The organism is Clostridium sp. DSM 8431, assembly GCF_900116755.1.
Lineage (GTDB): Bacteria > Bacillota > Clostridia > Clostridiales > Clostridiaceae > Clostridium.
Genome location: NZ_FPBY01000018.1, coordinates 1 through 20,261, shown reverse-complemented (window position 1 = coordinate 20,261; position 20,261 = coordinate 1). Strand labels below are relative to the sequence as shown.

21 protein-coding genes and 1 pseudogene are annotated in these 20,261 nt (G+C 29.6%); 3 read left to right on the top strand and 19 right to left on the bottom strand.

All coding sequences use genetic code 11. The annotated features are described in order from the left end of the window. Nucleotides 1-26: 26 nt before the first annotated feature. Together BM384_RS03205 and BM384_RS03200 are read left to right on the top strand one after the other, a co-directional pair. Nucleotides 27-449, top strand: a complete 423-nt coding sequence (locus tag BM384_RS03205; RefSeq protein WP_090011003.1) for a transcriptional regulator PerR — start codon at nt 27-29, stop codon at nt 447-449. 191 nt (nt 450-640) lie between these two features. Next, nucleotides 641-1,477 (top strand): hypothetical protein, encoded by an 837-nt coding sequence (locus BM384_RS03200; protein WP_207650691.1) that lies wholly within the window; start codon nt 641-643, stop codon nt 1,475-1,477. A 152-nt stretch (nt 1,478-1,629) separates the two neighbouring features. Here BM384_RS03200 and BM384_RS03195 read toward each other — a convergent pair whose 3' ends face one another. The 19 genes and pseudogenes from BM384_RS03195 to BM384_RS03105 all read right to left on the bottom strand — a co-directional run bounded on the left by BM384_RS03195 (nt 1,630) and on the right by BM384_RS03105 (nt 19,791). Then, nucleotides 1,630-2,058, bottom strand: a complete 429-nt coding sequence (locus BM384_RS03195) for a hypothetical protein (RefSeq protein ID WP_090010999.1) — start codon at nt 2,056-2,058, stop codon at nt 1,630-1,632. Nucleotides 2,059-2,177: 119 nt separating this feature from the next. Continuing rightward, a complete protein-coding gene (locus BM384_RS03190; RefSeq protein WP_090010997.1) occupies nt 2,178-2,438 on the bottom strand; it encodes a hypothetical protein in 261 nt (86 codons plus the stop codon). A 39-nt stretch (nt 2,439-2,477) separates the two neighbouring features. Continuing rightward, entirely contained in the window at nt 2,478-2,939 is a 462-nt protein-coding gene (locus BM384_RS03185; RefSeq protein ID WP_090010995.1) for a hypothetical protein, read from the bottom strand. 129 nt (nt 2,940-3,068) lie between these two features. Beyond that, a complete protein-coding gene (yihA, locus tag BM384_RS03180) occupies nt 3,069-3,662 on the bottom strand; it encodes a ribosome biogenesis GTP-binding protein YihA/YsxC (protein ID WP_090010992.1) in 594 nt (197 codons plus the stop codon). Further along, nucleotides 3,646-5,982, bottom strand: a complete 2,337-nt coding sequence (lon, locus tag BM384_RS03175) for an endopeptidase La (RefSeq protein WP_090010990.1) — start codon at nt 5,980-5,982, stop codon at nt 3,646-3,648. Before lon ends, yihA begins: the two co-directional genes overlap by 17 nt. A 160-nt stretch (nt 5,983-6,142) precedes the next feature. Then, the gene (locus BM384_RS03170; protein ID WP_090010988.1) at nt 6,143-6,631 is read right to left on the bottom strand and encodes an IS1/IS1595 family N-terminal zinc-binding domain-containing protein; all 489 of its coding nucleotides are present in this window, start codon (nt 6,629-6,631) and stop codon (nt 6,143-6,145) included. A gap of 72 nt (nt 6,632-6,703) precedes the next feature. After that, nucleotides 6,704-7,198 (bottom strand): annotated as a pseudogene (locus BM384_RS18110) (ATP-binding protein); the annotation flags it as partial. A 173-nt stretch (nt 7,199-7,371) separates the two neighbouring features. Further along, nucleotides 7,372-8,667, bottom strand: a complete 1,296-nt coding sequence (gene clpX, locus BM384_RS03160) for an ATP-dependent Clp protease ATP-binding subunit ClpX (protein WP_090010986.1) — start codon at nt 8,665-8,667, stop codon at nt 7,372-7,374. 30 nt (nt 8,668-8,697) lie between these two features. Beyond that, nucleotides 8,698-9,297, bottom strand: a complete 600-nt coding sequence (clpP, locus tag BM384_RS03155; protein ID WP_090010984.1) for an ATP-dependent Clp endopeptidase proteolytic subunit ClpP — start codon at nt 9,295-9,297, stop codon at nt 8,698-8,700. Nucleotides 9,298-9,444: 147 nt separating this feature from the next. Then, complete coding sequence (gene tig, locus BM384_RS03150; protein ID WP_090010981.1) at nt 9,445-10,728, bottom strand: trigger factor; 1,284 nt, start codon at nt 10,726-10,728, stop codon at nt 9,445-9,447. A 123-nt stretch (nt 10,729-10,851) separates the two neighbouring features. Beyond that, a complete protein-coding gene (locus tag BM384_RS03145) occupies nt 10,852-11,670 on the bottom strand; it encodes a hypothetical protein (protein WP_090010980.1) in 819 nt (272 codons plus the stop codon). A gap of 98 nt (nt 11,671-11,768) precedes the next feature. After that, nucleotides 11,769-12,395: a hypothetical protein gene (locus BM384_RS03140; protein ID WP_090010978.1), complete on the bottom strand. Its 627-nt coding sequence runs from the start codon at nt 12,393-12,395 to the stop codon at nt 11,769-11,771. 212 nt (nt 12,396-12,607) lie between these two features. Beyond that, the gene (locus tag BM384_RS03135; protein ID WP_090010975.1) at nt 12,608-13,780 is read right to left on the bottom strand and encodes a TcaA 3rd/4th domain-containing protein; all 1,173 of its coding nucleotides are present in this window, start codon (nt 13,778-13,780) and stop codon (nt 12,608-12,610) included. 81 nt (nt 13,781-13,861) lie between these two features. Then, nucleotides 13,862-14,197 (bottom strand): hypothetical protein, encoded by a 336-nt coding sequence (locus BM384_RS03130; protein WP_090010974.1) that lies wholly within the window; start codon nt 14,195-14,197, stop codon nt 13,862-13,864. 126 nt (nt 14,198-14,323) lie between these two features. Further along, the gene (locus tag BM384_RS03125; protein WP_090010972.1) at nt 14,324-15,139 is read right to left on the bottom strand and encodes a VanW family protein; all 816 of its coding nucleotides are present in this window, start codon (nt 15,137-15,139) and stop codon (nt 14,324-14,326) included. A 168-nt stretch (nt 15,140-15,307) separates the two neighbouring features. Further along, nucleotides 15,308-16,828, bottom strand: coding sequence for a sodium-dependent transporter (locus BM384_RS03120; protein ID WP_090010970.1), 1,521 nt, complete (start codon nt 16,826-16,828; stop codon nt 15,308-15,310). Between the two features lie 107 nt (nt 16,829-16,935). Next, nucleotides 16,936-18,432, bottom strand: coding sequence for a glycerol kinase GlpK (glpK, locus tag BM384_RS03115; protein ID WP_090010968.1), 1,497 nt, complete (start codon nt 18,430-18,432; stop codon nt 16,936-16,938). A gap of 123 nt (nt 18,433-18,555) precedes the next feature. Further along, on the bottom strand, nt 18,556-18,738 hold the full coding sequence (locus BM384_RS03110) for a hypothetical protein (RefSeq protein WP_090010966.1): 183 nt from the start codon (nt 18,736-18,738) through the stop codon (nt 18,556-18,558). A gap of 18 nt (nt 18,739-18,756) precedes the next feature. Beyond that, nucleotides 18,757-19,791: a threonine aldolase family protein gene (locus tag BM384_RS03105; RefSeq protein WP_090010964.1), complete on the bottom strand. Its 1,035-nt coding sequence runs from the start codon at nt 19,789-19,791 to the stop codon at nt 18,757-18,759. 290 nt (nt 19,792-20,081) lie between these two features. On the opposite strand from BM384_RS03105, the gene BM384_RS03100 reads away from it, so the two are divergent. Then, the coding region (locus BM384_RS03100; RefSeq protein WP_175537264.1) for a transposase at nt 20,082-20,261 on the top strand (180 nt) is incomplete at its 3' end.

The window sequence follows — 20,261 nt, the reverse complement described above, 5'->3', positions numbered from 1 at the left end:
ATAATATATCGGAAGGAATGTAATTAATGGATACAATTTCATCTATTTTTAAAGAAAAAAAATTAAAACTTACTCCACAAAGATTAGCAGTTTATAAATATCTTAATAGTACTAAGGATCACCCTTCTGCAGAAGCTATTTATAAGGCATTACAACCTGACTATCCTACAATGAGTCTTGCAACTGTTTATAAAGCATTAAAGACTCTAGTAGAAGTTGAGTTAATTCAAGAAATTAACGTTGGTGAAGGTAATTTTAGATATGACGGAACAGTCTCAAGTCATGCTCATATTCAATGTATTCATTGTGGAAAAGTAGATGATTTAGAGTGTTTTGATTCAACATATTTAAATGAAGAAGCAAAAAAACATACGAACTACAACGTAGTATCGAATCAGGTTTATTTTTATGGAGTATGTGAATCTTGCTTAGCAAACGGAAAGAACTAATTAAATTTAGTTCTTTTTTTATGTCTAGAAGTTTTAAATTTAAACTGTTACTTATATTTAATATTGTCGCTTCATATACGTATATAAGAGGTGATAAATTAATGAAGTATATATTTGTAAGCAAAAAAAATATTATGTATATTCTAGGACTCTTTATAATATTAATCCTATTCATTCTTCTTATATATCCTATGAAAGACAACAGTAGTAGCCTTACTAAAGAAACTTTTAAACCATTAGATACTATGAAAAATAATTCTCTTGATTTAAATGCAGATGGCAATAAAGAAACTATATCTATAATAACTCAAAATGATAATGATGATATTGAAATCACATCTGATAATCATACATATTTTCTTAGTTCATTATGTGATAACAATATTTTATCTACTCACTCTTCTTTTTGGCCTTTAAGTATATATATACAAAAGTTATCTCGAAACTTATATCCTGATATTATAGTACAAGGAAACTTAAACAATAAACCTGTTAATTATATTTTTACTTGGAAAGATAATAGCTTTATAAAAGTCTTTAGCAATGATAATAATTTATTAGGTGCTTTAGATTTAAATTCTAATAAAACTCCAGAATGTTATACATTAAATTCTTTTTCTGGAATGTCATCTTTTAATTCTTTTATGATTTTAGATAAGGAAATTCTTGATACTACAAGTGATACAAATTTAAATCCAGATATAGCGATTATTCAATCATTTATTAATGTAATAGAAATGCAATCAGAATTATACGAACTTCCTAATATATTTAAAGAAGGAATTTCACCAGAAGATTTAAGCCTACTCTGGAATTTAGATAAGGAAAATAATACTTATAGTTTCCAAAATGGTTTTTTCTATGATGATACTTCTAATACTAAAGGAAAAGCTGCATCTTATAAGTGGAATCTTAACTTTGAAAAATATTCATCTTATGATAATTCAAAATCTCAAATAACAATTTATCTAACTACTGAACTTATTAATGATACAACTTATGAAATTTCATCATTTCATCAAAAATAATATTTTATAATATTAAAAGACCGCAACAACGTTGCGGCCTAAAAGGGGGATGGGGGGGGTTTAGCTAGTATGAAGAAAAACTTCATTTAGCTATAGGAGAATACTTTCTCCGGTACAATAATATTATTAACCTATATAACAAAAATTATTCATTACTTTTTAAAATCTTTAAATGCACCAGAATTATATAACTCTATTACCTTATCAATAAATTCAGCCTTATCTTTAGAAACTATACTCTTTATACTTTGAAGAAATTTTATATTATCATCTTCATCCTTAATACTTTCTATGTTCTCCGACTTAAGGTCTACTTCCTGATTTAAATTAATGTTTTCACAGCTTTTAGTATCATTCATACTATTAAAATTATTCATCTGTGTGTTCATAGCATTAATATCAAATCCTTCTCGTCCCATTGATGATAATATATTGTTAATACCACTCATATCTATGTTACTTCCCAATAATCTCAATAACTGTTGTGGACTTATACCAAAAGGGTTATTATTTATGCAGTTATTAAAATAAGGATTTCTAATTTTATTCATATCCCTGGATTTACGTTTATGTCTCGACATAACAACTCTCCAAATCAAGTATTATATTGATAGTATATGTATTTATTTCTTATTCGTTAATTTATTTTGGACAAAATTTTTGGAGGGCACTTTATTATAGCGCCCTCCATTTAACTTTACTACCAACCAAAGCTATTTTGGCAGCCATTATCGCCGCACCAGCCATAAAGTAAGAATAGTAATATTATTAAAATTGAATTAGTATTTAGAAGTCCTGCTCCACATGCTATTAACCAAAATAGAATAGCTTCCCAGAATCCACATCCTGATCCTCCAAAGATATTTCCAAATCCACCATAGTTATTCATATATCCTGAAGAGCAGCAACATGAATCACAACATTTACAGCAGCAGCCTCTTTTATCTTTATGCTTTGACATAAACTTATCTCCCTTCTAATTAATTATAAGCTTATATTTTTAGAATCCGCAGCCTATTCCATCGAATCCGCCATATCCGCCTATTCCACAGTTTCCACCTAATCCATTGTTTCCACCACAGATAAATAGAAGAACTAATAAGAATAACCACCAAGATCCACCAAAGAATGAGTTGTTGTTATTATTGTTTCTACCACAGCAGCATGGGTCGCAGCAATAGTTACGATGTCTCTTTGAACTCTTACCACAGCAGCAATTATTCATCATTCCATAATTTCCGTATCCATTTCCACCGCATCCGAAGAAGAAGAAGATTAATAGAATCCAGATCCACCACCATCCGCCGCCAAAGCCGCAGTTTCCACCGAAATTATTATATCCAGCACCCAAGTTTCCTAATGAATTCAATCCATTACAATTACATCCATTATTATTGCTATTACTGTTTCCACTATTATTAGAATTACAGTTTAATCCTTCAATAATGTCATTAAGTTCCATAGTAAGTTCCTCCTTGGAATAATATTTAATTTTTATACTATATACTATTCCAGGCATCACCATTTGACACTATTTCTAAAAAAAAATTAAGCTTTAAAGTTTTTCAACTTTAAAAGCTTAATTTCTCTACTATTCTTCAGCCGCTAAGTCAGCAAATAAATTGTCTACTAATTCATCTCTTCCTAACTTATTTAAAGATGAGAAGAAGTAAAATCTATCTTCAGGCTTAAGTTTTAGTGTATCTTTTATCAATTTTTCACTTTTTCTTATTTCGTTATTAGATAATTTATCTCTCTTTGTTGCTACAACAATACAATCATAACCAAAATGTTTTATCCAGTTATACATTGTAATATCGTCTCCAGTAGGCTTATGTCTTGAATCTACTAATAAAACAACTCTTTTAAGTTCTTCACGTCCATGAAGATATGTTTCAATAGTTCTTCCCCAGCTTTCCTGTTCCTTCTTAGAAACTTTAGCATAACCGTAACCTGGTAAATCAACTAGGTAGAAATCATTATTTATTAAGAAAAAGTTTATTAACTTTGTCTTTCCTGGTGTTTGACTAACCTTTGCTAATTTTTTTCTATTAGTCAATGCATTTATTATAGAGCTTTTTCCTACATTTGATCTTCCTACAAAAGCAATTTCAACTCTATTATCAACTGGATATTGATTTCTTTTTACAGCCGATATTATAAATTCACTACTTTTTATTTTCATTTGTATCATCTCCAGCTAAAGCATTATCAAGCACTGTATCTACTCTTTCTGCTTCAATTATTGTTATTTTTTCTCTTATACTTTCAGGTATATCCTTAACATCTTTAGCATTATCTTTAGGAATAATTATTGTGTCTACTCCTGCTCTAAATGCTGCTAAAGATTTTTCTTTTAACCCTCCAATAGGAAGAACTTTTCCTGTAAGTGTTATTTCACCTGTCATAGCTACATTTCCCTTAACTTTTCTACCAGATAATGCAGAAACTAAAGCTGTAATCATAGTTACACCAGCTGAAGGTCCATCCTTTGGAACTGCTCCTTCAGGAACGTGGATATGAACATCTTTATTTTTGTAGAATTCACTATCAATTCCGTACTTTTTAGCATTAGCTCTTACATAGGAATATGCAGCCTTTGCAGACTCTTGCATAACATCTCCTAGTTTTCCTGTAAGCTGAAGTTTTCCATTACCGTCCATAACCACAGCTTCAATATATAGAGTATCTCCTCCATAAGCAGTCCATGCAAGACCTGTTACTACTCCAACTTTATCCTCATTTTTAATTTCATCAAAAGTAAATATTCTAACGCCTAAAAGTTCCTCAACTTTTTTCTTATCAATTTCTATTGATTCTTTTCCTTCTTTAAGCATTTTTGCAATAGCTTTTCTAACAAGCTTTCCTAAAGCTCTCTCTAAGCTTCTTACTCCTGATTCTCTAGTATATCCATCTACAACTTCTTGTATAGCTTCATCATCAATTATTATCTTATCACCATTTATATTATATTCTTTAAATAATTTAGGTATTAAGTGATCTTTAGCTATATGGAACTTTTCTTCGTAAGTATATCCTGATACCTGAACTACTTCCATTCTATCTAATAGAGGTCTTGGAATTGTATCAAGACTATTTGCAGTTGTTATAAACATTGTTTTTGATAGATCCACTGGAACTTCTAAATAGTTATCTCTAAATGTTTTATTTTGTTCACTATCTAAAACTTCAAGTAATGCATCTGCTGGATTACCTTTATAATCAGTGCTTAATTTATCAATTTCATCAAGTAGAATTAATGGATTTAATGACTTAGCTTCCTTAAGTGCGTATACCATTCTTCCTGGAATAGCTGCAACATATGTTCGTCTATGTCCTCTTATTTCAGCTTCATCCTTTAATCCACCTAAAGATATTCTTACAAAGTGTCTATTTACTGCTTTAGCTATAGATTTAGCTATAGAACTCTTACCAACTCCTGGTGGCCCTACTAAGCAAAGAATTGGCCCTTTTAATGATCCGCTTATTTTTTTAACTGAAAGATACTCAATTATTCTTTCCTTAACATCTTCTAGACCATAATGTTCTTCATTAAGTACTTCTTCAACATCATTTATATCTAATTTTTCTCTAGAATATCTTCCCCATGGTATATCAAGAACCCATTGAAGATAAGACTGAATAGAATTTCCTTCAGAAGAAGATGCGCTTATTCTCTTAAGTTTATTAAACTCAGTTGTAACCTTTTCCTTTACCTCTTTAGGCATTTTCTTTTTTGCTATCTTTTCTTCAAGTTCTTTAATTACAGCCTTTTCGTCATCATCTTCTCCAAGTTCTTCTTGAATAAATTTAAGCTGTTCTCTTAAGTAAAATTCTTTTTGACTGTCATCAACACTCTTCTTCATTTTACCAGCAAGCTTCTTTTGAACTTTGATTACTTTTAATTCATTTTCAATAGAAGTTAAAAGCATTTCTATTCTTTTCTTTATATCAATAGTTTGTAAAATTTCCTGTTTCTTTTCCTCTGTTAATGGCAAATAACTTGCAACAACATTAACGAAATCATATGGGTTTTTTTCTTTCTTTATATTGCTTGCCATCTCAGGTGAATCATCACCAACTGCTTTAGTAAACTTCTTAAAAGACTTCTTTAAGCTTTCAAAGTATGCTGTTAATTCAACATCTTCTTCATCATAATTTTCAACTATTTCTTTAAAAGCAACTTCAAAATAGTTTTCATTTTCAATATATTCTTCTATTTTAGCTCTATATTTACCTTCTACTAATACTCTTATTGTATCACCAGGCATTTTTATAATTTGTTTTATCTTACATACAGTTCCTATTTTACTTATATCAGATTCTGTTGGATTATCTAATTCAATGTCCCTCTGCATTGCTAAGAATATTTCTTCATCACTAAGCATAGCAGTATCTACAGCTTGAATTGATTTTTCTCTTCCAACATCAAAGTGTAAAACCATATTAGGAAAAATAGTTAATCCCCTTAGAGGAATTAATGGAAGTGTTCTCTTGTTATCCATTTTTCTCCCCTCCATATACATATTTTTTATTTAGTCTTAAATAGTATACACATAATAAATTTTTTTTTCAATAAATATTGATGGAAAAGAATCCTGCTTTTCTTCTTATTTAACTCAAATACTATTGATTTTTCTATTACTAGTACCCTTTCCTCTCTTCTTACATAATTTCTACATTAATACTTTCATGTTTATTATTAAAAAAAGTTTCATCACATTCTACTTTGTTATATAAATTTAAGCACTTATAGTTTTCTCTTATTGCATCTAAAATTTTATGACGCCAAGAAAAAGATGTGCTTATGGATATTTTTAATATTTTAGCTGTCTTAGCTATAGAGTATTGATTTACAAGGCATTCTACAAATTTAAACCATAAGCTTATGTCCTTTTTAGATGAAAAAATAGGGGTATGAGTACTTGATACAAAGGATTTTTTGCATGTTTTACAAAGGTACCTTTGAACATTTTTGTTCTTTCCGTTTTTAACTATGTATTTATTATGGCAATGAGGGCAAATTAATTTTGAGTTTTCTTTAATTGTAGATAATTCAATTAGTTTGCTTATATCCATAATTAATTTTCTTTTTGAGGGATTACTCATAGGTTTTATTATTTCTAATACATCATTGTAATTATACGAATTCAAATACATCATCTCCTAAAAAATCTTTGTTAAGATGATTGACATATTTTATCACTTTTATTCATAATACAGCCTAAATAATATACCTACATGGGCCTTTGTAACAGCTCCGGCTTTTGGCTGAGGGCCTCCTCTGCTAGTTCCTTGATATATAGGGTCATGAACTGAACCTATTAAGGAATCAGCTATCCCCCTTTCATCAAAATGTAAAGTTGTTGCATCTAACTCTATAAATTTCGCCTTTTCCTTAAAAGGTGACACAGAATTTTTTTATCTTCTTCTAAAACTAGTCTAGCTGCAGCTGTCTTTCCAACTCCTAGAGGTCCATATATATTATTACATGCTGAGGATTTTCGCCGCATAAAGCAGCCTTTAAAGCCTTAATTCCTTTTTCCTGACCAATAAATCTCTTCAAATTTTTCTGGTCTGCTTTTCTTCATTAAGGGCTTTATAAGAGATACTTTTCTCATTTTTTTAAGTATATTCATCTCTTTTTTATTTTCTTTATTTATTTATAATAGTTTTCCTTGATTTATTACTAGTATTATTTAAAACAATAACAAAATATATTAATACTAAGGTTAAGAGCACTTGCACTATATTAATAAATCTATCATTTTAGTTAAAAAAAAGTTAATTATATATATGATTATTAACTTTTGTTTTAACTAATATTCAATATAAATAAAAAAGTATTAGTTCATGATTAATACACAAACTAATACTTTTTACTTAATATATTATTAAGCAGTTTCCATTCCCTTATCCTTTTTGGTCTTCTTAGATTTTAACAAAGCTCTTGTTTTACCTTCAGGAAGTCTTTGAATTTCAGGTTCTGCTTTATCATTAATAGTTGGTTCTGTAATAACAACTTTTTCTATTCTTTCATCAGAAGGAATATCAAACATAATGTTAGTCATAACATCTTCTATTATAGATCTTAATCCTCTTGCACCTGTTTTTCTTTCTATAGCTTTATTTGCTATAGCTTCTAATGCTTTTTCTGTAAATTCTAATTCAACATTATCCATTTCAAATAGCTTCTTGTATTGTTTTACTAAAGCATTCTTAGGTTTGCTTAATATATTTACTAAAGCATTTCTATCTAATGATTCTAAAGTTACTACTATTGGTAATCTTCCTACAAATTCAGGAATTAAACCGAACTTTAATAAATCACTTGGTTCAAGTTCTTTAAATAGGCTTCCAACATCTTTTTCATCCTTTGATTTAACGTCAGCACCAAAGCCTATTGAGCTCTTTCTAGTTCTTTTTTCTATTATCTTATCTACACCGTCAAAAGCTCCGCCACAAATAAATAATATATTAGAAGTATTTATTTGAATTAATTCTTGATGTGGATGTTTTCTTCCACCTTGTGGTGGTACTGAAGCAACTGTACCTTCAAGTATTTTTAATAATGCTTGTTGTACACCTTCACCTGATACGTCTCTTGTTATTGATGGGTTTTCAGACTTTCTTGCAATCTTATCAATTTCATCAATGTAGATTATACCTTTTTCAGCTCTTTCTACATCATAATCAGCATTTTGAATAAGTCTTAAAAGGATGTTTTCAACATCTTCCCCAACATATCCTGCTTCAGTTAATGTAGTAGCATCAGCTATAGCAAAAGGTACGTTTAAAAATTTTGCTAAAGTCTGAGCTAAAAATGTTTTACCAGAACCAGTTGGTCCTAATAATAATATGTTACTTTTTTGTAGTTCTACATCATCATCTAAGCCTTTTGAATTAACTCTCTTGTAATGGTTATAAACTGCTACAGATAATGATCTTTTAGCATCTTCTTGACCTATTACATACTCATCTAAATATTTCTTTATTTCTTGTGGTTTTGGTAATTCCTTTGCATCAAATTCAACTGAATCATCAAATTCATCTGCTATAATTTCAGAACATAATTCGATACATTCGTCACATATATATACTCCTGGACCTGCTATCAATCTCTTTACTTGATCTTGATTTTTTCCACAAAAAGAGCATTTTAATTGTTTTTTTTCATCATACTTAGCCATATATTCACCTCACTTAGGCCTTTATCCTTATTATTTATCTTCTCCTAAATCATTTCTTGTTATTACTTTATCTACTATTCCATATTCAGCAGCTTCATCTCCATCTAAGAAATGATCTCTCTCTACATCTCTTTTAATTTCTTCTAGTGATTTTCCTGTGTTTTCACTTAATATCTTATTCATTTTATCTTTTATTTTTAACATTCTTCTTGCATGAATATCAATATCTGTAACTTGCCCTTGGAAACCACCTAAAGGTTGATGTATCATAATTTCAGCATTAGGAAGAGTATATCTCTTACCTTTAGCTCCACTTGATAATAAGAATGCTCCCATTGAAGCAGCCATTCCCATACATATTGTTGATACATCTGCTTTTATATAATTCATTGTATCATATATTGCCATTCCTGCTGTCACAGAACCACCTGGACTATTTATATATAGATAAATATCTTTATCTGGATCTTCACTTTCTAAGAATAATAATTGTGCTACTATTAAGTTTGCAGAGTCATCATTAACTTCTCCGCTTAACATAATAATTCTGTCTTTTAATAATCTTGAGTATATATCGTAAGATCTCTCTCCTCTACCTGTCTGTTCTACAACCATTGGTACTAAAGCCATAATACTACCTCCTCTTACTCTTTTTATAAGTATAATGTAATTATACAAAACTTTTTTAATTTTGTTAATGTTTATTTGAAATAATTGCCAGAAAATATTTTTCTGGCAATTATTCAAAATAATATATTTAATTTAACATGAACTAAATTATTTTACGTTTTTAGCTAATAAATCGATTGTCTTCTTAACTACTACATCGTTAGCAATCATAGAACCTTGAGTATTAACTAACATATCAATCATCTTTTCATCTGCTTCAGCTGAGTACATCTTAGAAATTTCTGTAGCTCTTTCTTTGATTTCTTCGTCAGTAGCTTTTATTCCTTCTTTTTCAGCTATTGCAGCTAAAACTAAGTCAGCTCTTACTTTCTTATCAGCATTTTCTTTCATGTATTCTCTCATTTGGTCAGCACTGCTTCCAGTGAATTCCATGTATTGTTCTAAAGTTAATCCTTGATATTGTAATCTTTGAGCTAAGTCATTCATCATAACATCAATTTCATTTTCAACCATTACTTCTGGTAAATCAATCTTGCTTGATTCTACAGCCGCATTAATTAAATCATTTTCGAATTCTTGATCAGCTTTTTGAGCATTGTGTTCTTCTAAATGTTTCTTTATATCTTCCTTAAGTTCTGCTAATGTTTCAAATTCTGAAGCATCCTTAGCAAATTCATCATCTAAAGCTGGAAGTTCTTTAACTTGAATTTCTTTAACAGTTACATCGAATGTAGCTTCTTTTCCATTTAACTCGTCTTTACCGTAGTTTTCTGGGAAAGTAACTTTAACTTCTTTCTTATCTCCTGTTGATAATCCAATTAATTGATCTTCGAAATTATCGATGAATGATCCTGAACCTATTTCTAATGAATAGTCAGTTCCTTCTCCACCTTCAAATGCTTCTCCATCTATAAATCCTTTAAAGTCGATTACAGCTATATCACCTTTTTCAACTTTTCCTTCTGATTTAGTTTCGATTCTTGCGTTCTTTTCTTGTAATGATTTTAATTGTTTTTCAATTTCTTCATCAGTTACTTCGTAAGTATTTTTCTTAACTTCTAAGCCTTTGTATTCTCCAAGTTCAACTTCTGGGTATACTGTAACTTCTGCAGTATATACGAAGTCTTTTCCTGCACCAATTTCAACTACGTCAACCTTTGGATAATCAACTGGTCTTATGTTGTTTTCATCTAAAGCTTTTCCGTAAGATCCTTCTATAGCATAGTTAATAGCATCATCATAGAATACTTCTTCTCCATAGAATTTCTTAACTACTGCCATTGGCACTTTTCCTTTTCTAAATCCTTGAATGTTAAAACGCGATTTATTTTTGTTATAAGCTTTCTTTATAGCTTCATTAAATTTTTCTGCTTCAACTCTTATCTCAAGTTTAACTTTATTTGTTTCTATTTTTTCCATTTTAGCTTCCATTTCTCTATATTCCTCCTAAAATAGTAATTAGCTAATACTCTACAATCTAGCATATTATATCATACCTTGCTAATTATTATCAAATTATTTATTCATTAGATACATTTCTTTTTCATTTTTTATTTACTGACTTATTTCTCCATTTGCATTCATGTAGTAAGTAACTCCATCTACTACTATTGTTATTCCTTTTTCAGGAACCACATCTCCTATAGTTATATCTGATCCAACAAAGTTCCATATTGTTTGGTGAGTATTATTTAATACATCGTAAACCCAAACATATTTCTTTGCTCCATTATTACCGAAGTAAGGTAATTCACTCACATATATAACTTTATTATCATCTATAAATTTAGGTTGCCCATGCCAAGTATAGGTTGGTGTAGCTGCTAGTATCTGATCTTTAGGGAATGTTGAGCCTGCTTGTGATATATATTCTGTCTTTGTTATATCTGCAATGCTTCCATCTAAAGATACTATTTTCATATTTTGAGCTGAATCAATAAATAAAACTTTATCCTTTATAGGACTAATATTATATTGATATCCTTCTGGAACTTCCACAGATTGAATTTCTTTAACTCCATTATTATCTATATATTTTATATTAGCCTTTACCCCTTCAGCAAGATTTGCTTCAACTGTCAATTCTTCCCTCTTAGGTTCTTCTTCTACTGTTTCTTCTTCAGTAGCCTCAGTAGTATCATCAGTAACTTCTTCATTTATATTTTCTTCAGCTAATTCTTCTTCTGTTTTTCCACTATCTACCCATGCCTGTATACTTGCTCTTACATTAGTAAAATCAAGCTTTTTGATATTAGTATTGTAAATAATGATTGCAACAACACATATTGATATTACTGTAATCAATATTATCATTCTTTTTCTTTTTTTCATTTTTCTTTCATAATCTTTACTAAAAATACTTGGCTTTGACAACTTATTTACCCTCCTGTAAAAACTATAAGTAGTTCAAAATTTTAATCGCTTCTTCTATTATATCCTATTATAATGGTTTTTTATATATTTTTAGGAAGTTATTTTTTGCAGCACTGTTTCGTGCATGATTCACAGTTTCCGCCTCCTAAGCCTCCATCTTCTTTTGAGCCCCCTCCAGATGCGCAACCTCCTTCTTTTGAGCAGCATCCTCCTGAGCAGCCTGCCCCCTGACACTTCTTTCTGTTAATATAGAAGTTCTCTCCATAGTCTTCATATTCATTATCCTTATCTAGTAACTGAAGATGATATCTTGCTGCTATAAATATCTCATTTACATTATTACTCTCTGATAAAAGCTTATATTCTTCAATATCTATATATTTATTTAATTTTAAGAAATTAATAAATTGACTTGAAATATACTCATCATCATCCCCTTCTGATATATCATATCGTATAAATACCATTCCATTTGCAGCAAAATACTCAGGAATAGACTTTAATATATTTTTAAAATCATAAAAGTTATTTTCTCCATTTTGTATGATTAATATACCATTACATTTTCCATCATAATCTTTATGAATTGTATAATTATCTCCATCAATCTCTATATAATAATTTATATCATTTATAACTTTAACTTCAACTACAGCTTTATTAAATATTTTTGAAATAAATTTAAATGACTTCTTAATTTTTTGTTTTATATTCAAATTTTTCACGTAACTTACCTCCTAAAATTTTATGACTAAATTCTTCTCTGCCTTTGCTTTTTAATTTTTTTGTCATATAATATATTTATAAGTTAGTTTAGCCCATACATCCTGACTAATATAGTCAGGTTGATATAACCCCACAATTATGTTCATTTATCCCTTTCAAAAAATGAACATAACCCTAAACCTGTACTTAAATTTAAGTACAGGTTTTTTATTTATAAACTAAAATTTTCTACATCACTAACTAACCATTCATTATTTTCTTCATCATAAACAAACTTTGTGAAAAATATTTTAAAATTTTCTTCTTTGCTAAGTCCAAAAAATCTTTTTTCTGTACTGTAAGACACATTAACTACTACATTAGCCTTATATTTATCATCTTCAAATATATATTCACTCTTATCTTTTACTACTTCTATATTGTCTATAATATATCGATTTTTTAAGAAAGTATATTTTTTCTCTAAAATATCATATATTTTATCTTTTACTGGCTCTTTAGCACATTCTATATAAGATTTATTTTCATTATTAAGGGCAGAGAAAACGCTTTTATAAAAGTTTTCTGCTGCATCACTTATATCATTTTTCACATCATCATTTTCCATATTGATATTTAAATTAATAACAGGAATATCTGATACAAATACTTCATTACTTTTTATTATTCCCCATGGAAATTCTTTTTCTATATATATTGATACCGTTCCATCATTTCTTAAAGGCCCAATCTCCGTGCCTTCACCTACAGTCATATTAATTTTTTCATTATTTATAAATATATCTGCATCTTTAAATTTTGATTTAATTGTTATATTTACAGCATCAAAATCCACATTTATTTTTTCATTTTTTACCAAGGTAATTTCTTTTGAAGCTTCAATATCACCATATTCACTCTTTAAAATTCCAATAACATTATATACTCCTGGAATCATATTTCCTAGACTCTCATTTGCATTAATATAATTTTTATTATCAACTGTAAATTCACCATCATCATAATTACTAAAAATTGATACATCATATGTTTTCAAATTCACATAATAATTAGTTCCAAAAGTTCCCTTTTTTTCACCAATATAAAAGGTTGGAGTCTCCATACCACTTTTTAAAAGTTTTATATCATTATCTATAGACTGAGTATTCCTTTCATAATACTTAATTAAAGGCTCTACCTTATCTTTGCTTAATCTTTTATTATTAAGAGTAACTACTTTACTTAAGTCCTTAGCATCACAATTTTTTAATGCTACTTCTAGTTTACTTAAAACCCTATCTCTATTATTATTTATTCTGCCAAACATATACCCAAAAAATAATGCTAAAGTAAAAAACAATAAAATAAATATTTTAAATTTGTGTTTTTCTATACTATTCCTCATTTATACCACCACTTATATATCATCATTAAAAAAATAAAAGTGCCTCAAAATCAATAGATCAATTTCTCAGCACTTTTATTTCTATTCTAATATATCTATTATCCACTTACCACAATCTACACATTTATAGATTCTTATTACAAATAGATCTAATCCTTCTCTATCAACTTTAAACTGTTCTACTTCTTCATTTGTAATAAACTCATCTTCTTTATTTATGTATCCATGTATTTGAATAAAGTAATTATCTCTACTCTTTCCACAACATTCATTATCTTCAGTTACAGCTAACTTCTCATATGTTAATTTACGTTCCATTTCTTTGATTATTGGAATAATATCTTCATAATCCTTTATATCATCTAAGAAATCTTCTTCATAAAAAGATAAATCTTTGATTTTAAACAGCTCTTTCATATATAAAAGCTCCTTTCAAAATTCCTTTGATTTATTATTATATATCATATTATATAGAAAATCTACTAAGACTATCAATTATTTTATGTAGTTATTAAATTTAATATTTATCTTATATTAATACATTTATTCTTCACAAAACTCTTGTGGGACATATTTTACCAATGCAAAATTCTTTGTTATTAAATCTGTTTCCAAAATTTTACCACTTTTGAATTTATCTATTTTATTTCTCCAAATCTCATTTTGTCTATAATAGCATCCATCTTTTTTTATAAATCTATGATTTTTTTCATAAACATGATAAGAATAACTTAAATTTTCATCACATCTCATTTCCCCTTCAAGGCATTTTTCACTCATCCATAAATTTATTTGAAAAGTGTGATTAGTATTATTTTTTATTTGAAAATCTAGATAATTATAAAATATAGTAGCTCCACTTCCAAAGGGTAAAACTCTTCCCTCATCTGGAAAAGGATCAAAACTATGGTGATGTCTTTCAATAACTGTTAAGGGACTATGTATTGTAAGCCAATTTATTAAATTAGCTATCTGACATAAGCCTCCTCCCACACCAGGTCTTGCTTCTCCAAAGAAAAGTTCCATTCCCTCTAAATAACCTTTTCTTTTAGTAGGAAGTCCTACAAGTTTACAAAAAGAAAATACTTCCCCTGGCTTTATAATAATCCCATCTATTTTCTTTATAGCAATTTTCAAATTTTCCACCTTATTTAACTGAAGCCTAACATCACTATCTCCTAATTTTCTTATTAAAACAGATTGATGTTTCTTTACTCTGTATGGTAGTTTCTCAACTTTTCTATCTTTAGAAAACTTAATCCCCTTAAAATACCATTGTCTATATCTAATAATCCTTTTACTCCATACAGCTAAGAAATAAAATACTGTATTCCTCTGACTAAACAATTTTTTCTCCACAATAAATCTCCCTCACTTTTTGTCTTTATGATAGTTTATATAATTTTATATAATATGGCAACTAATTAAAATTCTTGTAATAAAAACTTAATAATCATTCTCTTAAAAACAGAAAAACTGCATCATTTAGACACAGTCTTTTCATTTTCCCAAAAATTATCTTTATCTTCAAATCCTGTTTTCTTTTTTTAAATTAATAATTTTTTTTATAATAAACCCACTAACAAATACTATAAAAGTCACTAACCATCCTCCCACAATGTTTGACCATAAAGGGTAGCCTGATTCAACTCCATAAATACCTCCACTTTTAAATAAGGAATATAAATTCCAAAGTCCAAAACCAATTAAAGCTAATGGGGCTGCAAATTTTATAGAACCTAAAAACCACCATTTTGGAATCTTATACGTATTAGTATTTCTATTAATCTCACATAAAACTTTCTTAGGTTTAAATATCCATCCTACAACTATACATTCCATAGCTCCAATAATTATCATATTGTATTGATTTGTCCAGTTATCAACTATATCAAGCCAGGCAAGGCCTGATTGAGTTATGAAAACTATTGATATTAAGGCTGATATTAAACATATTACTTTAGTGGCTTTTCTAGCATCTAGTTTAAATCTATCTGCTACAGCTGTTGAAACTCCCTCAACTATTGAGAAGGCTGAATCTATGGCTAAGGAAGAAAGACATGCATAAAATACAAAGCCAAATAGGGCATTAATCCATCCAATACTAGTCAAACTAACTATTGCTTGTGGAAAAATAATAAATGCTGTTGCAATTCCTGATGCAGACATATCATTAGTAGTCATTCCCACACCATACATTGTTGTAAACATAACTACACCAGATAAAATACTTACACCTAAATCTGCAAAGGCGATTATAGTTGCATCCTTAGCTATATTAGTAGAATCACTTAAATAAGAACCATAAGCAACCATTATAGCCATCATTATAGACAAACTATAAAACACCTGTCCTATGGCATCAATAATAAGGTTTGACCATAATCCTTTACTACTTATAACTGAGAAATCAGGAACAAATAATTTAGATAACCCCTCTAAACCATGAGGCATAGTCATGCCCTTTATAGCCATAATAATTAAGAATATAAGTGGCAAAGTTAATCCTGTATATTTAACTACTTTTCCAACACTAACAGTTCCCTTTCTTATACAAGCATAAATTAAAACCCAGGCTACTATTAATGCTAAAGCCATAGGAAAAGGTATCTTCATGCCTGAAATAGTTCCTGAAGTTTCTGTAACCTTCATAAACAAAGAACTTGCAGACTCAGTATCTCCTACCATACCTGCAAATTTAAAGCTAAAAAAGGCCATTAAAAGAACCCAAGCAAATACAACTGCATAATATACTTGAATAGCAAATGCATTAGTAGTTGCAGCCCATCCTACATACTCTGTTTTTTTATTCATGGCTTTGAAGGCTCCTGGTGCCCCCTGCCTTGTTTTTCTACCAATTGAAATTTCCATAGATAGCATGGGAATTCCTAAAATCAGCATTGCTATTGCATATGTAAGCAAAAATGCTCCCCCTCCATACTTTGCAGCAAGTCCTGGAAAACGCCAGGCATTACCTAATCCTACTGCTGAACCAATAGCAGCTAAAATAAAGGTTATCCTAGAAGACCACTCTTCTCTTTTTTCCATTATAAATACCCCCTATTAATCTTATCTATAAATCTTCATTAAAAATAAAAAAACCTTTAATACTATTGAATTTAAAGTATTAAAAGTTTTTTCCTTAATTATTTATATTACTCTTCCCAATTTTTAGAACGTTTAATTGCTTTATGCCAGTCTTTATATAATTTTTCTTTCTTATCCTCTTCTAAATTTGGAGTATAGGTTGTATTTATAGCAAACTTCTTTGCAATTTCTTCTTTAGACTTCCAAAATCCCACTGCAAGCCCTGCAAGATATGCTGCACCTAAAGCCGTACTTTCTGTTATTATAGGTTTTTCAACCTTACAGCCTGTTATATCTGCTTGAAATTGCATAAGAAAATCATTTCTACTTGCTCCTCCATCAACCTTTATCATGGAAAGCTTACACCCTGAATCCTGCTGCATAGAATCTATAATATCTCTGCTTTGATAAGCTATAGATTCAAGCGCTGCTCTTACTATATGATTTTTATTTGCTCCTCTAGTAAGACCAAAAATAGCACCTCTAGCGTACATATCCCAGTGTGGAGCTCCAAGTCCAGTAAAGGCTGGTACAACATAAACTCCTCCATTATCCTGAACCTTCATAGCACAAGCTTCAGTCTCTTCAGCAGTATCAACAAGCTGCAACTCATCTCTAAGCCATTGAATAACTGCTCCTCCAACAAAAACAGAACCTTCTAAGGCATACTGTACCTTATTATCAATTCCAATTGCTATTGTAGAAACTAATCCGTGACTACTTTGAATCATTTTATCACCAGTATTCATAAGAAGAAAACATCCTGTGCCATAGGTATTTTTAACACTTCCCTCTTCAAAGCATACCTGACCAAATAAAGCACATTGCTGATCTCCTGCCATTCCAGCAATAGGAATTTTTATATGTCCTTCTCCTCCTAATTCTGTATATCCATAAACTTCTGATGAATTTTTCACCTCTGGAAGCATAGATTTTGGAATATTAAACTTTTCAAGTATTTTATCATCCCATCTTAATTCTTTAATATTATATAACATTGTTCTAGACGCATTCGTATAATCAGTAACATGAACCTTACCATTTGTAAGCTTCCATACAAGCCATGTATCTACAGTTCCAAAGATTAGCTCCCCATTTTCAGCTCTTTTTCTTGCTCCATCTACATTATCTAAAATCCACTTTATTTTTGATGCTGAAAAATATGCATCTAATAATAAACCTGTATTTTCCCTTACATAGTCAGCAAATTCTTTATCTTTTTTTAGTTCTTCTATTATGTCAGAAGTTCTTCTGCATTGCCATACAATAGCATTATATACTGGCTCACCAGTTTTCTTATCCCATACAATAGTTGTTTCTCTTTGGTTTGTTATACCTATAGCTGCAACCTCATCTTGATTTATATTAGTTTTAGCCATCACTTCTTGAAGTACCCCATATTGACTAGCCCATATTTCTAATGGATTATGTTCAACCCACCCCTTATTTGGATAAATTTGAGTAAACTCTTTTTGACACATATCCACTATATTTTGTTCTCTATCAAAAATAACTGTTCTTGAGCTTGTCGTCCCTTGATCTAAAGCTATTATATATTTTTTCATTTATGATGCACCTCTTTATTTCTATACTGATAATTATAAGTAGACTTTCACTAAAAAGAAGACCTGTGCTTCACAAGTCTCCTTTCATACTTTAAAATCTACATCCACTATTTCTAGAACCACCTAAAATGATGATCTATGATTCATGTTAATCTCAGCAATCTCCATTTCACCATCAATATATGGCTTATACATATCATATCCATCTGCATCAGATTCACATCCTATATCACCATATCCTAATGCATCTCTTACTATTTTTTCTCTTTCTGCTCTAGTTGTATTCTTAATAAGAAACTTATCCATACCCATAAAACTCCTTTCTTACATTTTTTCTATATCACTAACTAATTTATCTACATCTTCTTCTCTAGTTGCCCAGCTTGTACAAAAACGAACAGCTGAAGTATTTTCAGTAACCTTTTCCCAGAATGTAAATGAATATTTTTTCTTTAATTCTTCAAGGTTTTCATCAGGTATTATTGGAAACTGTTGATTTGTATTTGAGTCCATAAATAAAGAATATCCCTTCTTTAAAAAAGCCTCTTTAATTCTTAATGACTGCTTATTAGCATGTTTAGATACTTCCATATATAAATCATCTTCAAATAAAGAAATAAATTGAATTCCTAAAAGTCTTCCTTTTGCAAGAAGCCCTCCATTTTGTTTTATGTAATATCTAAAGTCCTTCTTATACTTATCATTCATAATTACTACAGCTTCTCCAAATAAAGCTCCAACCTTAGTACCACCTATGTAAAATACATCACAAAGCCTTGCTATATCTGCTAAAGTAACATCTGTCCCTTCAGCAGCTAATCCATAACCTAGTCTTGCACCATCTATAAATAATGGAAGACCTAATTCTTTGCACACATTACTTATTTCCGTTAATTCTTTTTTACTATAAAGAGTACCTAATTCTGTTGGATGTGAAATATATACCATACCCGGCTGAACACAGTGTTCTGGAGCATCATCATTATGATGAAGATCATAAGCCTTTTTAATTTCACAAGCATTTATCTTGCCATATGTACTTTTTAATGGAAGCACCTTATGTCCTGCATTTTCAATGGCTCCTGTTTCATGAACATTTATATGTCCACTATCTGCACATAAAACCCCTTGATATGGGCGTAGCATTGAAGTTATGACAATTTTATTTGTTTGAGTACCTCCCACTAAGAAGTGCACATCTGCATTTTCTGCATCACATTTTTCTTTAATAATTTCACGAGCTTTTTCACAATATACATCTCTTCCATAACCTGGAGTTTGATCGAAATTGGTCTTAGTTAGAGCCTCTAAGATTCTTGGGTGAGCTCCTTCTAAATAATCACATTCAAATCTTATCATAATCTCTCTCCTTAATTTCTTTTGTTTATAAGTATACTATATATTATACCTTTTTCTTTATTATTTTGTATCTAAAAAAATATATTTATTTAAAAAAGTGGCTGCGCCACGCTCCCTTCGGGAAACTTAATTGTAATTAAAAATTTAAAAGCATAGGATGCTCAAAATCCTATGCTTTATCTTTATCCACGATATTTCTTTCCATAAACTCCATCATATTTTAAAGGTGATATGATACCTCTAAAGTAGACATGGTAAATAACCAAACTCTACTTTGGAGGTATTTTTTTATGGGAAGAAAATTTAAATATTCAGTTGAAGATAAAATACAAGCGGTTAAGGATTATCTTTCAGGACGGAAGACTACCAAACAAATATGTTCCGAACTAGGAATAAGATACAACAGTAATCATGGAAATATAATCCGTGTTTGGGCTAAAAAATATAAACTATTTGGGGAATCTAGTTTG

Excerpts from the sequence above, each read along its gene's own strand:
- BM384_RS03205 (WP_090011003.1), top strand. The coding sequence starts at position 27 with ATGGATACAATTTCATCTATTTTTAAAGAAAAAAAATTAAAACTTACT.
- BM384_RS03200 (WP_207650691.1), top strand. The coding sequence starts at position 641 with ATGAAAGACAACAGTAGTAGCCTTACTAAAGAAACTTTTAAACCATTA.
- BM384_RS03195 (WP_090010999.1), bottom strand. The coding sequence starts at position 2,058 with ATGTCGAGACATAAACGTAAATCCAGGGATATGAATAAAATTAGAAAT.
- BM384_RS03190 (WP_090010997.1), bottom strand. The coding sequence starts at position 2,438 with ATGTCAAAGCATAAAGATAAAAGAGGCTGCTGCTGTAAATGTTGTGAT.
- BM384_RS03185 (WP_090010995.1), bottom strand. The coding sequence starts at position 2,939 with ATGGAACTTAATGACATTATTGAAGGATTAAACTGTAATTCTAATAAT.
- yihA (WP_090010992.1), bottom strand. The coding sequence starts at position 3,662 with ATGAAAATAAAAAGTAGTGAATTTATAATATCGGCTGTAAAAAGAAAT.
- lon (WP_090010990.1), bottom strand. The coding sequence starts at position 5,982 with ATGGATAACAAGAGAACACTTCCATTAATTCCTCTAAGGGGATTAACT.
- clpX (WP_090010986.1), bottom strand. The coding sequence starts at position 8,667 with ATGGCTAAGTATGATGAAAAAAAACAATTAAAATGCTCTTTTTGTGGA.
- clpP (WP_090010984.1), bottom strand. The coding sequence starts at position 9,297 with ATGGCTTTAGTACCAATGGTTGTAGAACAGACAGGTAGAGGAGAGAGA.
- tig (WP_090010981.1), bottom strand. The coding sequence starts at position 10,728 with ATGGAAGCTAAAATGGAAAAAATAGAAACAAATAAAGTTAAACTTGAG.
- BM384_RS03135 (WP_090010975.1), bottom strand. The coding sequence starts at position 13,780 with ATGAGGAATAGTATAGAAAAACACAAATTTAAAATATTTATTTTATTG.
- BM384_RS03130 (WP_090010974.1), bottom strand. The coding sequence starts at position 14,197 with ATGAAAGAGCTGTTTAAAATCAAAGATTTATCTTTTTATGAAGAAGAT.
- BM384_RS03120 (WP_090010970.1), bottom strand. The coding sequence starts at position 16,828 with ATGGAAAAAAGAGAAGAGTGGTCTTCTAGGATAACCTTTATTTTAGCT.
- glpK (WP_090010968.1), bottom strand. The coding sequence starts at position 18,432 with ATGAAAAAATATATAATAGCTTTAGATCAAGGGACGACAAGCTCAAGA.
- BM384_RS03110 (WP_090010966.1), bottom strand. The coding sequence starts at position 18,738 with ATGGATAAGTTTCTTATTAAGAATACAACTAGAGCAGAAAGAGAAAAA.
- BM384_RS03105 (WP_090010964.1), bottom strand. The coding sequence starts at position 19,791 with ATGATAAGATTTGAATGTGATTATTTAGAAGGAGCTCACCCAAGAATC.